General features: G+C 42.1%; 11 protein-coding genes (1 of these 11 only partly in view). 2 read left to right on the top strand and 9 right to left on the bottom strand.

Features of this window, described 5'->3' with window-relative positions; all coding sequences use genetic code 11:
* The 5 genes from COR50_RS05785 to lptB form a co-directional block, all read right to left on the bottom strand.
* On the bottom strand, positions 1 to 769 hold the 5' portion of the coding sequence (locus COR50_RS05785; protein ID WP_098193118.1) for a RagB/SusD family nutrient uptake outer membrane protein. The gene continues 737 nt to the left of window position 1, outside the view; the window shows 769 of its 1,506 coding nt (coding positions 1–769); the start codon lies at positions 767 to 769; the stop codon falls past the left edge of the window.
* 21 nt (positions 770 to 790) lie between these two features.
* Positions 791 to 3,757: a SusC/RagA family TonB-linked outer membrane protein gene (locus tag COR50_RS05780; RefSeq protein ID WP_098193117.1), complete on the bottom strand. Its 2,967-nt coding sequence runs from the start codon at positions 3,755 to 3,757 to the stop codon at positions 791 to 793.
* Between the two features lie 858 nt (positions 3,758 to 4,615).
* The gene (gene fabG, locus COR50_RS05775; RefSeq protein WP_098193116.1) at positions 4,616 to 5,365 is read right to left on the bottom strand and encodes a 3-oxoacyl-[acyl-carrier-protein] reductase; all 750 of its coding nucleotides are present in this window, start codon (positions 5,363 to 5,365) and stop codon (positions 4,616 to 4,618) included.
* A gap of 36 nt (positions 5,366 to 5,401) precedes the next feature.
* Complete coding sequence (locus tag COR50_RS05770; RefSeq protein WP_098193115.1) at positions 5,402 to 6,931, bottom strand: GH3 auxin-responsive promoter family protein; 1,530 nt, start codon at positions 6,929 to 6,931, stop codon at positions 5,402 to 5,404.
* Between the two features lie 27 nt (positions 6,932 to 6,958).
* Positions 6,959 to 7,726 carry an LPS export ABC transporter ATP-binding protein gene (lptB, locus tag COR50_RS05765; RefSeq protein WP_098193114.1) on the bottom strand — a complete coding sequence of 256 codons (768 nt, stop codon included), beginning with the start codon at positions 7,724 to 7,726 and terminating at the stop codon, positions 6,959 to 6,961.
* A 157-nt stretch (positions 7,727 to 7,883) separates the two neighbouring features.
* On the opposite strand from lptB, the gene metF reads away from it, so the two are divergent.
* On the top strand, positions 7,884 to 8,837 hold the full coding sequence (metF, locus tag COR50_RS05760; protein ID WP_098193113.1) for a methylenetetrahydrofolate reductase [NAD(P)H]: 954 nt from the start codon (positions 7,884 to 7,886) through the stop codon (positions 8,835 to 8,837).
* Positions 8,838 to 9,046: 209 nt separating this feature from the next.
* Here metF and COR50_RS05755 read toward each other — a convergent pair whose 3' ends face one another.
* From COR50_RS05755 to COR50_RS05740, 4 genes are all read right to left on the bottom strand, one after another.
* Entirely contained in the window at positions 9,047 to 9,766 is a 720-nt protein-coding gene (locus COR50_RS05755) for an outer membrane beta-barrel protein (protein WP_098193112.1), read from the bottom strand.
* A gap of 404 nt (positions 9,767 to 10,170) precedes the next feature.
* Positions 10,171 to 10,770 (bottom strand): porin family protein, encoded by a 600-nt coding sequence (locus tag COR50_RS05750; protein WP_098193111.1) that lies wholly within the window; start codon positions 10,768 to 10,770, stop codon positions 10,171 to 10,173.
* Positions 10,771 to 10,870: 100 nt separating this feature from the next.
* Positions 10,871 to 11,575: a porin family protein gene (locus COR50_RS05745; protein ID WP_098193110.1), complete on the bottom strand. Its 705-nt coding sequence runs from the start codon at positions 11,573 to 11,575 to the stop codon at positions 10,871 to 10,873.
* A 113-nt stretch (positions 11,576 to 11,688) separates the two neighbouring features.
* Positions 11,689 to 13,095, bottom strand: a complete 1,407-nt coding sequence (locus COR50_RS05740) for a TlpA family protein disulfide reductase (RefSeq protein WP_098193109.1) — start codon at positions 13,093 to 13,095, stop codon at positions 11,689 to 11,691.
* A gap of 151 nt (positions 13,096 to 13,246) precedes the next feature.
* On the opposite strand from COR50_RS05740, the gene rlmD reads away from it, so the two are divergent.
* Positions 13,247 to 14,674, top strand: a complete 1,428-nt coding sequence (rlmD, locus tag COR50_RS05735; protein WP_098196112.1) for a 23S rRNA (uracil(1939)-C(5))-methyltransferase RlmD — start codon at positions 13,247 to 13,249, stop codon at positions 14,672 to 14,674.

Raw genomic sequence — 14,674 nt, 5'->3', positions numbered from 1 at the left:
TAGCCGCGTAATAACCGGGGAAACTAGCCGTTGAAGTCAGGCTATATTTATTTGATAACAACACGGAATCAGCATAATCTTTGGCTAATTGGTTATCTTCTTTATATAAATATACCCTTGATAATAATGCTTCCGCCGCTTCTTTCGTCGCGTAGCTGCATTCCTTATCCTCGGTCATCAGGTCTTTAGCCTTCAACAAATCAGCGATTACGGCATCATACACTTCTTTCACGGTGTTACGTGCAGGCATGGCATTAACGTCCGGTTTCAGCATTACGGGAACACCCGGGTTATCTGCTCCTTGGTTGTAAGGGCGCGCAAAAATGCGGCAAAGGGAGAAATGCACGAAAGCGCGGATGAACAGGTTTTCACCGATTAACTGATCCGTAGCCGCATCGCGGCCTTCCGGCATCACCTCGATGATCTTGTTGGCACCGTTGATCGCTTGGTAGCCCTTTCTCCAGATCTGGTTGGCGTTACCCTGATTTTTCAGATGTTGATATGTATAAGAATAATACAAGGCATCGGAGGTACCGCCGCTCAAGGCCACGTTATCGCCCGGGTACTCCCCCATCATATAATAGTTACGAGTAAAATATTCATCTTTTAAGAAGTAATAATTACCTGCTGTAATTACCGGCCACTTGGATTCATCATGCAAGAAAGTCTCATCAGAGATAGCGGTATATGGTTCTTTTTTCAGATCGCAAGAGGTTGCAGTAACAGCAAGCAAGGCAACACCCACGATTCCTTTTATGAAATTTTTCATTGTTAATTACTTTTTAGCTCATTAAAAATTGATTTCCAAACCGGCTAACCACCTCGTAGCGAACGGGTATTTGAAGCCCATAACCGCCCTGTCGTCAGCATCCGGATCTATGCCAGAGAATTTAGTGAGCGTCCATAAGTTGTCTCCAGAGAATGATACCCTTACACCTTCTACTTTCAAGGACTGCAACCAAGTTTTGGGCAGGTCATACGAAAGGGTTACGTTTCTCAGGCGCAGGTAGCTACCATCTTCAATAAAGCGGGAAGAAGGTTTGTTAGAATTTTTATTACCGTTTAATACATATTTAGGATGGGTGGCATTGTCGCCCGGTTTTTCCCAACGGCTCCAGTTATCATCCAATTTCATGATGTTGTATTGAGCGTAGAAACCATCATTATCAAACAGCTCCCTCTGGTTGTTATACACCTTATTTCCGGAAACGAAGTTGAAGAATGCACTCAGTTGAACCCCTTTATAAGAAACGGTGTTTCTCATCCCCCCGAAGAATTTCGGAGTAGAGCTACCTACCATTTGTATCGTAGCCTGGTTATAACTATTCGTCGTAGTAACTACTTTTTTGCCATCGGCATCCGTGCTTACTTTTTCCCATAGCGGATCGCCATTTTCGGGGTCAACACCAGCCCACTTGCGCATGTAATAAGTGCGCATATCATGACCGATTGCCAATACGAAGCTACCATTTGACGGATCAACCACTTGGCCCACGCCATCATTTAGGGATTGAATCCTGTTGTTGTTGAAAGCAATATTGAAGTCGGTCGTCCAGGTAACCTGGCTGTTCGGGCCCAAGTTATCGGTAGAGATACCGATTTCAATTCCCCTATTCCTAACGGCGCCAATGTTTTGAATCATGTTATAATAACCCGTGGCCACGTTTAACGGAACATTATATAATAAGTCTTTATTATCACGTTGATAAACATCCACGGTTAAATTGAAACGGTTGTTCAGGAAACCTACATCTACTCCCACGTTATAGTTCATAGCCTTTTCCCAAGATAAGTTCGGGTTACCGATAATGCTTGGATAACCTGCAGGGGAGCCGTTATACTGGGCATTGATGGCATAGGAAGGGTAAGCGATATAGTCCGTGATCTCGGCATTACCGGTGGTACCTAAACTGGTTCTCAATTTCAGGTTAGAAATCACTTCGTTGTACTTCAGGAATTCTTCATTAGAAGCAGCCCAGGTGAAGCCCAGCGCGTAGAAATTACCATATTGATTATTGAACCCGAAGCGGGAAGAACCATCCCTACGGAATGAAGTGGTTACGTAGTAACGGTAATCGTAGTTATAGTTTGCATTTACAAAATAAGAGTTGAATGCCCTATCAATCTTGGTCCCCCCCAGGCTGTTCGGTGCAGAAGTATTATTTAATACGCCCCCGGCAATGATTCCTTTACCGGTACCTTCCATATTGTCATAATTATATGTCTGGAACTCGGCCCCGATTAAACCATCTACATGGTGTTTACCAAAATTACGTTGCGCTTTCAGTAAGTTCGACGACAAATACGTTTGTGTATAGCGGTATTCGTTACTCAACAAACCTTGTAAATCCGCACCGCTGGCAGTACGGTAATCAGTATTGTCTTGGTTCCTAAAGTTATTGTACTGTGCCCTGTTCGTAGAGGAGAAGCTCAACCAATCCGTAAACTGGTACTCCAATTTCACCAAGGCATCGAAGGTTTGCTTACGGGTCTTGTTATTGCTGAACTGTTGATCATACACGAAGTTACTCGGATCACGACCGTACCATTTGCTGACGCGGGGATCTAAAGGAGTGCCGTCGTCATTGTAAGGCTTGTCCCAAGGCAAGTTCAGGAACATCGGGTAAATAGAACCCAGCGAGTTATCGGTTTCATTAGCCATGATACCGGATAAGTTTACACCTACTTTGAATTTGTCGGACACTTGGTGATCGAGGTTTAAGCGGGCGCTGTACCTTTCAAGACCTACGCCTTTCAAAATACCTTCTTCATTATAATAGTTACCTACTAAGAAGAAACGAGTTTTTTCGTTCCCCCCGCTGATGTTCACCTCGTAGTTCTGGTTCGTACCTGTTTGGAAACCTACATCCGTCCAGTCAGTATTGGTATTTAAAATTTCAGGCGGTAAAGATTCGGTAATGAATTTCTGGAATTTATCAGGATCGTTGGCATACAACTCTTGTGCAGATTTATATTGCAAATCGTATAGACCTTGAGTATCCATCAATCCGAAGCGGCCCATGTTTAATTTATTCACCCCTAGGTTACCACGCGCAGTGATTTTCGTTTTACCTGCCTTCCCACGTTTGGTAGTAATAACCAATACACCGTTAGCCGCGCGTGCACCGTAAAGAGAGGTAGAAGCGGCATCTTTAAGCACGGTTACGTTCTCGATATCGGAAGGATTGGGATAATAGTTACTGATAACTCCATCCACCACCAATAAAGGACTCGTACCGGCAGTGAGCGTACCATTACCACGGATACGGATAGTTGGCGGTTCGTTCGGGTTACCGGAGCTGGAACCTATGAATACACCGGAAGCCTTACCCTGCAACATTTTATCTACACTGGATGCCGTTACATCCTTGATTTCTTTTTCTTTAATTGTTTGAGCAGCGCCCGTTTGGTTTCTAACCGTAGTAGAAGTGTACCCCATAACAACTACTTCATCGAGCCCCTGCGTACTTTCTGCGAGTTCGATATTCAAAGATGCGTTACCATTAACGGGTACGTCTTTGGAACCGTAGCCGATCAAGCTAAAACTGAGCGTAGCATTTTTGTCTACTTCAATTTGAAATAAGCCGTCTGGCGTGGTAATAGCTCCTTTCTTGGTAGCTTTATCTATAACCGTAACCCCGGGCAGTGGCTGCTTATCTTTAGCGGAGACCACCTTACCTTTCACGGTAATGTTTTGTGCATATGCCGTTATACTTGCAACAGTTAACAGCGGCACTAAAAAAATGGATTTTCTCATTGCGTTTCTTTCAGACTTGAATAATGAAGATTCTTGGAACTAAAATTTTGGTTTATGATAATGCCGCCCTTCAAGGTGGCATATAAAGATGTTTGTTTTCCATACAGGCTTATATTGAACATAATCAACGTAATAATTACACTTATCCCATTTGGGCCTAAAAAAGCCGGTGTTACTTGGTAACTCCGGGACTATTTCGACCGATAGATTCAAATAATTCTAAATTGTCATAGTAAATTCACAGAATGAATTAACTACAATCGATTGATTGACTTTGGAATGTATTTAGCCAGGTTGACAAAACATTTCCACGGGGTATCACACCCCAAGAAAAATTAACTTCCATTACAATGATCAGGAGTACTTAGCTGGCAAATTGTTCACTGTTGCTTCATAACTAAATCCTTCCGAAATAGCTATCATAATTGCTACTAACTACCTTACAATAAATTTGGTTATACTCACTTTATATGAACGCCCCGGGATTCCCCGGCACATTCTACTATGGTTCCTTATGCTATCCGATTATGCTTTAAAACTAATTATCTCTAACTTTCTTTATGAAAATGTTAACAAGCATTTACATTTACATGACAATACATAGACAATTAGGGATGTCAAAAATAGGCTCTCCGTCAGTATAAACAATTATTATTCATATGTTTTTTCAATACTTTGTTAACTTTTCTTGCATTTTCGCTTATTAACCAGCAAGAATGGGAAAGTAAAGCATTTAACTTTCCATGATAATTAAGGATAATACTTCATGTAATTAATACATATAATTGTATTTGGGCACAAAAAAACCGGGTCAAATCTGACCCGGTTGTAAAACAAGTTTATGGATAGAGAAGCGCATTAAACGTTCATACCACCGCAAACACTTAGTACCTGTCCCGTAATATAATTCCCCATATCTGATGCCAAGAACAGGCAGGTATTAGCGATATCTTCCGGGGTGCCGAATCGACCTAAAGGAATTTTTTCCATGTAGGTTTTAGCGGTTTCTCCTTCCTTCAGGTAATTAGTCATATCAGTTTCGATGAAACCCGGCGCCACGGCGTTGCAACGAATGTTGCGACTACCCAGCTCCTGCGCAACGGATTTTGTAAAACCGATGATCCCGGCTTTAGAAGCTGCATAGCTGCTTTGCCCGGCATTACCCTTGATACCGATAATAGAACTCATATTAATGATAACACCGTTTTTAGCTTTCATCATCGGGCGGATCACTTGCTTGGTCATGTTGAAAACGCTCTTCAGGTTGATGTCCATTACATCATCCCATTGATCTTCACTCATACGTAACAACAAGTTATCCTTGGAGATACCGGCATTATTCACGCAGATGTCAACGCTACCAAATTCTTTCAACACCTCTGCAACCAAGGTTTCGCAATCCTGGAAATTACCTGCATTACTTTTATATGCTTTTGCCTTTACACCGAGGGCAGTCAATTTATCTTCCAACGCTTTCGCTTTTTCATCGGAGCTAACGTAAGTGAAAGCAACGTTTGCGCCTTGCTCAGCAAATTTTACCGCGATGGCTTCACCAATTCCACGGCTAGCACCGGTTACTATCGCGACCTTGTTGTCAAGTAATTTCATCGTAAGTTGTTGTTAGTTTAACTTTAATTATAAGAATTATTGTGGATTTTGTTTTACAAAACTGAGAATTTCTTCTAAAATTTTACGGTCATTATTTAACCTCGGCACTTTATGCTGCCCCCCTAATTTACCTTTGCTCTTCAACCATTCCGTGAAGGTATTCTTTCCCACGCTGTGAATGATCGGCATTTTCAAGGCCATATCTTTATGCCTCTTGGCTTCGTAGTCAGAATTTATTTCTTGCAGCGTCTTATCGAGCGTTTCCGTGAACACATTCAAATCATTCGGCGGCACCTCGAAAGCAATGATCCACTCGTGCCCTCCATTTCCTTCCCCGCTAAAATATACCGGGGCCGCGGTATAATCGTTTACCACTGCTCCCGTACGCTCACAAGCTTTTGCTATTGCTTTATCGCTATTATCTACGATCACCTCTTCACCGAAAGCATTAATAAAGGACTTCGTACGACCGCTCACCCGGATGCGGTAAGGCGCCAGCGAAGTAAACTGTATTGTATCTCCCACCAGGTAACGCCATAATCCACCATTTGTACTAATCACCAGGGCATAATTTTTCCCGAGTTCTACCTGTTGTAGCTGTAAAGTTTGTGGATCATCTTTCCCAAATTCCTCCATCGGCATAAATTCGTAAAAGATGCCGTGGTTTAAGAATAACAACAATCCTTCCTCCCCGATAACATCTTGCGCAGCAAAGAACCCTTCGGAAGCGTTATACGATTCCTGGTAATGCATATTATTACCCCGTATCAATTTGTTGAATTGGTCGCGGTAAGGTGTGAAGCTCACACCGCCGTGGATATACAACTCCAAGTTGGGCCATACATCCATTAAATTATCGGTATTGGTCAATTCGAAGATCCGCTTAATCAATACGATCGTCCAGGTAGGTACACCGGCAATGGAGGTCACATTTTCCCTGATAACGGCATGCGCCATCTTTTCTATCTTGGCTTCCCACTCGTCCATCAAAGCGATAGAGAGATCCGGTGTACGCACCAGGTTGCCATAAAAGGGCATGTTCTGGAGCATAACAGCGCTTAAGTCGCCATAAAACGAATCGCTATCTGGTGAAAGCGGGTTGATTTGGTGGCTGCCGCCAATAGCGAGGGATTTCCCCGTGAGTAAATCCGAATCCGGATTATTATAATAATATAATGAGAATACATCGCGGCCCGCGCGGTAGTGACATTCATCCAAACACTCTACGGAGATGGGGATAAACTTACTCTTATCGGCCGTGGTGCCGCTCGATTTGGCGAACCATTTAATCGGGGTATTCCAGATGATATTTTGTTCACCTTCCATCACCCTTTGGATGTAAGGTTTCATACTATCATAGTCGTGGATGGGGACATTTTTTTTAAATTCCTCCACCTTGAATATTTTGGAAAAGCCGTATTTCTTTCCAAATTCAGTGTATTGAGCAGCGCTTAGCAGGTTCTGAAACACCTGGTGCTGCACTTGCAAGGGGTATTGCATAAAATATTCTATGCGCCCCATGCGCAACCTGGCCAATTGTGATATAGCAGGACTTAATATTTTCATATTGGATTAGATCGAAGATTGTTAAGCCTAATTACTTTGTTTAGCTGCTTCTTCCAGGTAGTTTTTCCTGCGGAGGACGAAGTTTTGGCCAAGGTATACTTTCCTTACCTGTTCATCTTCCGCCAGTTCTTCCGCTGTGCCTGCTTTCAGGATTTTACCTTCGAATAGCAAATAGGCTCTATCCGTAATGGATAAGGTTTCTTGTACGTTATGGTCGGTAATCAGGATGCCGATATTTTTATATTTTAATTTAGCTACGATACCTTGAATATCTTCCACAGCGATAGGGTCAATCCCGGCAAAGGGCTCATCTAATAGGATAAATTTCGGGTCAACTGCCAAGGCTCTCGCGATCTCTGTTCTCCGGCGTTCTCCCCCGCTCAGTACATCACCCGGACTTTTCCGAACATGTTGCAAGCGAAACTCGTCCAACAAAGATTCCAATTTCTCTTTTTGCTCACTCCGGGTCAAATTGGTCATTTCTAATACGGCAGAAATATTATCCTCGACGCTCAGCTTACGAAAAACGGAAGCTTCTTGCGGGAGGTAACCGATTCCCATCTGCGCACGTTTGTACATAGGCAATTTTGTAATCTCCTCATTATCAAGGAATACTCGCCCTTCATCCGGCTTAATCAAGCCTACAACCATGTAAAAAGTCGTGGTTTTCCCGGCACCGTTCGGTCCCAACAAACCAACAATCTCACCTTGGGTCACTTCCACGGAAACGTGATTTACCACCGTCCGGGCACGATAACGTTTGACCAATTCCTGTGTATGTATACGTAGCGCCATAAACTCAAACTAAGCAAAAATAATAAAATAGTTGACATTGGCGGGAATAGCGGCAACTTATAACAGTTTATATAGAAATAAAAGATGTGGCGAAAGACCTAGAGATATGTTATTTTTGCCGGGCTTTAAGAATAGCATTTGAAACCGGCCTTTTATTATGAAAGTTATTGAACATATCGAACAAGCAAAGGATACGCTGATCTCCTTTGAAATTTTGCCACCGCTGAAAGGTAAAAGCATCGAGTCTATTTACGATCACCTGGATCCATTAATGGAATTTAATCCGGCTTTTATTAATGTGACTTATCACCGTAGCGAGCATATGTTCAAGAAGAAGCTGGACGGCTCTTTTGAAAAAGTTGAAATTCGCAAACGCCCCGGAACGGTGGGTATTTGTGCGGCCATTATGAACCATTATAATGTAGATGCCGTTCCACACTTGATCTGCGGTGGTTTTACGAAAGAAGAAACTGAGAATGCCTTGATCGACCTAGCTTTTCTTGGTGTAGATAACGTATTGGTACTCAGGGGAGATGCTCCTAAAAACGAAACATTCTTCGAACCGGAGCCAAATGGTCACCGTTACGCGATAGACCTGTTGCACCAGGTGATGCATATGAATAACGGGATGTATTTGGAAGAAGATCTGCAAAACGGGGTTAAAACAAAATTCTGTATCGGCGTTGCCGGTTACCCTGAAAAGCATTTCGAAGCGCCTAATTTGCAAAGCGATCTACAATATTTAAAACAAAAAGTAGATAGCGGCGCTGATTACGTGGTAACACAGATGTTCTTCGATAATCAAAAATATTTTGATTACGTGAAGAAATGCCGGGAGATCGGCATAAACGTTCCCATCATTCCGGGATTGAAACCTTTAACCACCAAGAAACAACTCTCTGTCATCCCGAGAACATTCCAAGTGGATATCCCAACAGAATTTTCTAACGAGATTTTGAAATGTAAAACGGACAAAGAGGTTGAACAGGTAGGTACCGAATGGCTTATTCAGCAATCCAAGGAATTAAAAGCATTCGGTGTTCCGGTATTGCATTATTATACTTTGGGCAAACCCCTAGTGGTTCGTAAAGTAATGGAAGCCATTCAATAATCCGAATTGAAAGATATTTTATTTAAATGGCCACCTTGTAGATACAGGGTGGCATTTTTTTTCCCTATAACTGTCACACTTTGACTTAATTATTTCTTTCGGTAGAATGAATATAATTATGACGGGAAATTCGCATACCACCCCTATTCCAATACAATAAAATTGATCGGTCTTTTGTACTTTGAATAGTTGGCTTCCTTAAATAGAAATTAATAATCTTCCCGGCTGAAGAAGAATCCCAAACTAAGGCCCCAGTATTGATTCTTGGTCGTAGTACTACTATTTCTGTCAATATCCTGAAATCCTTTACTATAGTTAGCGCTTATGGTAAGCAAGCTTCTAAACTCAAAGCCAACCAGGCAATTAACTCCAAAATCCCAAGGATAGAGCCGCACTTCCATGGGGCTGCTGCCTTCCTTCGAAGTGAACACAACATCCTGCGTGTTTTTATCGGTTACTTCTCCTTTGAATTGGGTTTGGAAAGAATATTTTCCACTCAAGCCATGCCCAATATAAGGGCCGGCCCCGATAAATAATCGACCTGCCCTACCCAACTTAGGCCTGAATACCAAATTTACGGGTAAATCGAAGTAGTCTAATTTCAGTTTTTGTCCTACGGGGGTATAAATATCCGGGTTCAATATTCCCGATGACTCCAAGCAAGCGCCTTTAGTCGTATAACGTAATACCGGCTGCAAATAAAGGGTTTGTCGTATCAAAGGAATATTTACTTGCAGATCAACATGCCAACCTTTCAATGGCTTGGTGGTATTGCCTACATTGGCAAATTCTTGGTAGTTACCTTTCAAGGATAGATCTGAACTTGTATAGCCTGCTTCAATTCCTAAACTTACCTGCGCTTTTGAAGGAATAGCAACTGCTATAGTTAGCATGAGAATGCTAAAACGGATGATTCGGTAGATGCTCATTGTTTATTGTTACTGTCTCGATGTCTAAAAAAAACCTATGATTCTTATCTCGATAAGGAATGAATGATTTAGGGTTACCTTATGTTCTCGAATAAATGCTTGGCCAGCAAAAACAGGTGAAATTTATCGCAAGATAAAACATCGACCTAAAAAATTATAATTTTTAAAGCGCATTTTACACAATATTAATGTGGTAAACATGCCATAAAACCCCTTGCTATCCTGGTTTGACTGTTAATTTACCTGTACCTGTACTATTACCTGCATATAACGCGAAATAGTTTTCAAATGTTCAATTTTTAATATCTGAGAATTTTAACATGTACCGATAAAAAAATACCATACACCGGATTACGGTATATGGTATTGGGAGATAAAATTATATATATCAATAATTTATTTGCCTATCGGCCACCGAATTTATACCCGATATTCACGCCGAAGGATGTATTACGGAACGAGTTATCGCTGTCGCCTTCGCCTGCCAGGTTAACCAAACCTAAATCAGTGTAAAGGCCGAAATTCAAACCGTTGAATAATTCGTAACCGAATTGCAGGTTACCACCGGCATCGAAACGTTTCATTTCACCGAGGTTATTACCAAACTCGATATCATTACCATCGGTATTACCACCCAGGGCATAGGCAAAATATGGCCCTACCCCGATGTAAATATTACCGTTGCCAACTTCCGGCTTATACATGAAATTCAAAGGCAATTCCAAGTAATTCAAATTTGTTTTAACATCTGTACCTAAGAAATCACCTGTTCCTCCTTTACCGGCATATAACAAGCTGGGTTGAATATAAAATTCATCTGCTAATGGCAGATCCACTGTAAATCCTCCCCTGAAATTGGTAATCAGGTCGCTGGTAGATTTCTTCCCGGCTACTTTCATCGTGTAGCTAGAAAAGGATGGACCGGCAACGACACCCCATTTTGCCTGTGCAAAAGTAGCGCCAGACAACAGTATGGCTATTGCAAAAAACAATAGTTTTTTCATGTGATTTTGTTTTTTTGAGATTAAAGATGGTTTCTGTGTTTGAAAATTATATCAAACAAAATGCCAACAGTAAATGTCATATTTTGTTCGATTCAAGAATTTATCTCGGCGCCCTACCGAACATATAACCGATCGATACGCTAAAGACACGGTTTTTATACTTATCATCCGAACCATTATCGGAACCTGACCGGATCTTAGCTAACCCAAGTCCGTATTGCGCGGAAACCAGGAAATTATCCCCTACTTCCACACCGGCTAAGAAGTTTGCGCCGTAATCAAAGCGTTTGAATTTATCCCAACCTTGATTCGGATCATCGTCGTTAAATGGTGTATCATCATCCCACTTGATATTATCTTCACCGTTTACATTAATACCAGCGGCAATATATTCATACTTATTTTTACCGGCTACGCCGAAGGCAGCATATGGCCCCACACCGGCAAACAACCTTGCATTATTGCCTATAGGAATTTTACCAAGAAAGTTTAACGGGATCTCGATATACATCGGGTTAGTAGTAGACTTGCTATAGAAAGTGCTGTTCTTATCTCCAGATTCCAATTTCGAACCTTTCCCGGTATAAAATATACCCGGTTGGAATGATAATACTTCAGATAAGGGCAAATCGGCAATTACACCGATATTATATGAACTAAGGGAGTTTTTGTTATCAACTGAACCGTTATTATCTTTTGTAACATTTGCCAGGTTCCATCCGCCTTTAATACCAACACGAACTTGTGCCATAGACGCCCCTGCAAATGTCAAAGCAACAATTGATAGCAGGATTTTCTTTCTCATATTCAAGTTTTTTGGTTGTCTTTAAAAATCCAAAGACTGTGCCAAAGAACTTGTTATCAATTATATCAATTTGATAATAAATATATTATAAAGGGTAATATCAAATAAATTATTTAATTCCCGCGGCTAGCCTTGTCCACATGATCGATAAAATCATCGAGCTGCTCTACTGCCAAACGTTTTGCCAAGATCTTTTTATTTTCATCCAGTAAGTACACCACGGGCGTGCTGTAAACATCGTATAGCCGGCGGTAATTTGATTTATACTGCGGATCCCAAGCATGGATCCAATCGAGCTTGTATTCTGCAATGAATTGTTCCCACTGCTCTTTCGTTCCTTCCGTTTTAATACCCAGGATTTTCACCCCTTTATTTTTCCAGCTCGATTTATACGCGGAGTCCAGGCGGGGAATTTCCGTTTTACAATGCCCGCATGTTGGGTCCCAGAATACGAGCACCGTATATTTTGCCTTGATATTATATAAGGATACAGGTTTGGATAATGAATCTTCCAGCTCTAGCGGCGCTGCTTTTTGCCCGATCAAGTTAGGCGCCATACTATATGCGCGGTTGATGATCTTGTTCAATTGTTCATCCGAGATCCAGTTTACTTTTCCACTCACGTAATATTTTTCTACCAGGTGAACAAAAACGGCGTCGAAGCCCATGTAAGGCGATTGTTCGTATTTATAAGTACACCACCAAACGAAGTATTTGAACATTTCAGGGTTCTTACTCGCCCTACCGATCAGGTCATCACAAGCAGCAATCACCGAATCCGGGTGCATCGGTACCAATTGCTTGAAATATTTCTCCAATTTATTTTCTATGATTGGCGTGCGAACCAGCCTTTCATCTGCAAAGTTGAAGTGATCCCAATATTTTGATTTATAATATAAGTATGGATATGTTGAGTCTAGGCTTCCATCTGCTTTCTTCGGCATCGGGGGCACTTCCGGTTCTTTCATGGCCAGGAAAATGCTAGCCAATAATGACTTCGGCGCCTTCTTAATGATATCTTCCCTATGCGCTTGCAGTCTTTTGCCAAAAGCTTTTTCCCCTTCTTTTACCGCTGCTGTATCGGCAGCAGTACGGGCTGCGGCAAATTGCTTCCTTAACTTTTCATTGGCCGCGGCTTCCGTTGCTAAGTAGCGGTTGTATTCGTAGAAAAGATCATTATCGGGAGAGTTTTTGAACTTGGCCAGTTGTATAAAGTTAGAAGTATCTGTTTCGATTGAAAATTTTTGCTGTTTATCTAGCAGGATTTCAAAATAGCGCTGTTTCCCAGGCATTACGATCAAGTAAATACCGCCGATCAACGCTTTATCACCCTTAATAACCGCTACCCCGTTAGCATCCATCTTAGCGGAATCTGCCAAATACGTATTTTTCCCCATATAATGCCCCAAATAATAATATCCGGAAGTATAGGGGCTCACTTTCACGCTAATTTCATAGCCTTGGGCCGACATGCTTGCCGCTGAAAATATGCCGAGTAATAAGAATAATAGCTTTTGCATAGGTTTTGTAAAATAACGAAAAAAGGATATGCATAACAAACGATAATTTTGGGAACGGTAGTATACGATTTAAAAGTCATCGCTGCACAGGCATTCAACTTTGATCCTAAACCATTCGATTTTAGCGAAGGGAAATCCTACCTTTGCAAGCGTGAGAAAAAAGAATGTTGTTTTAACCGATGTTCCCGTTACGGGATATGCCGCGGAAGGTAAGGCCTTAGCGAAAATTGATGGAAAAGTGATCTTCATCGAAGGGGGCGTCATGCCCGGGGATGTGGTAGATGTGAGGTTGAGTAAAAACAAGAAAGATTGGGCTGAAGGTAAAGCTACTACCATTCATACCTATTCGCCGGATCGCGTGGAGCCGTTTTGCGAGCATTTCGGGCTTTGCGGCGGGTGTAAATGGCAGATGATGCCATATTCATTACAATTACAATATAAACAACAGCAGGTGCAGGATCACTTGAGCCGGATCGGGAGGATGCCTTTACCGGAAATGAACCCGATACTTGGTTCAGAGCTCACCGAAAAATACCGGAACAAGCTGGAATTCACCTTCAGCAACAAGGCTTACCTCACGACTGAAGAAATTGCCGCTGCCGGCGATGGGGAAATCATGCAACGTTCGGCACTGGGCTTTCATGTACCGAGGTTGTTTGATAAAGTTTTGGATATCAATACTTGCTACTTGCAAGACGAACCTACCAACCTTATCCGTAACACGATCAAGGAATATGCCCTGGCAAATAATTTACCTTTTTACGATATCCGCAACCACGAGGGTTGGTTGCGCAACCTCGTGATCCGGGTTCTTAGAACCGGCGAAGTGATGGTAAACCTCGTATTGCACCATGAAAGCAAGGAAGAACGTATCGCATTACTAGATCACTTGCTGGCGAAGGTTCCCTCTATTACTACCTTATTATATACCTTTAACCCGAAGAAGAACGATAGCATTTTTGACCTGGAACCCAAGGTTTATTTTGGGAAAGGCTACGCGGAAGAACGCTTGGAAGATTTTACCTTCAAGATCGGCCCCAAGTCATTTTTCCAAACTAATACGCACCAAGGGGAAAGGCTTTACCAGGTTACCCGCGATTTTGCGGGGCTGACAGGTAATGAAGTGGTATACGATTTGTACTGTGGTACCGGAAGCATCGGCATTTTCGTGTCGCGAATGGCTAAAAAAGTGATCGGGATAGAACTGATCAAGGAGGCCATCGACGATGCTATTGAAAATGCAGATCGTAATGACGTGAAAAATGCCCAATTTTATGCAGGTGATGTAATAGATATTTGTGATGATGCTTTTTTCGCGGCTCACGGTGCGCCGGACGTAATTATAACCGACCCCCCCAGGGCCGGTATGCATGAGAAATTAGTCCAAAAATTATTAGAAATAGCCGCCCCAAAAATCGTGTATGTAAGTTGCAACCCGGCTACACAAGCCCGCGACTTGGCATTGTTACATGAGAAATATACGGTGGAAAAAATACAACCGGTAGATATGTTCCCTCATACGCATCATATTGAAAACGTGGTGTTGTTAAAACGGCGTGATACCGACTTAACATCGTAA

This window comes from Chitinophaga caeni, assembly GCF_002557795.1.
Classification (GTDB): domain Bacteria; phylum Bacteroidota; class Bacteroidia; order Chitinophagales; family Chitinophagaceae; genus Chitinophaga; species Chitinophaga caeni.
The sequence above is the reverse complement of the archived record's forward strand: the minus strand, read 5'-3'. Positions and strand labels throughout refer to the sequence as shown.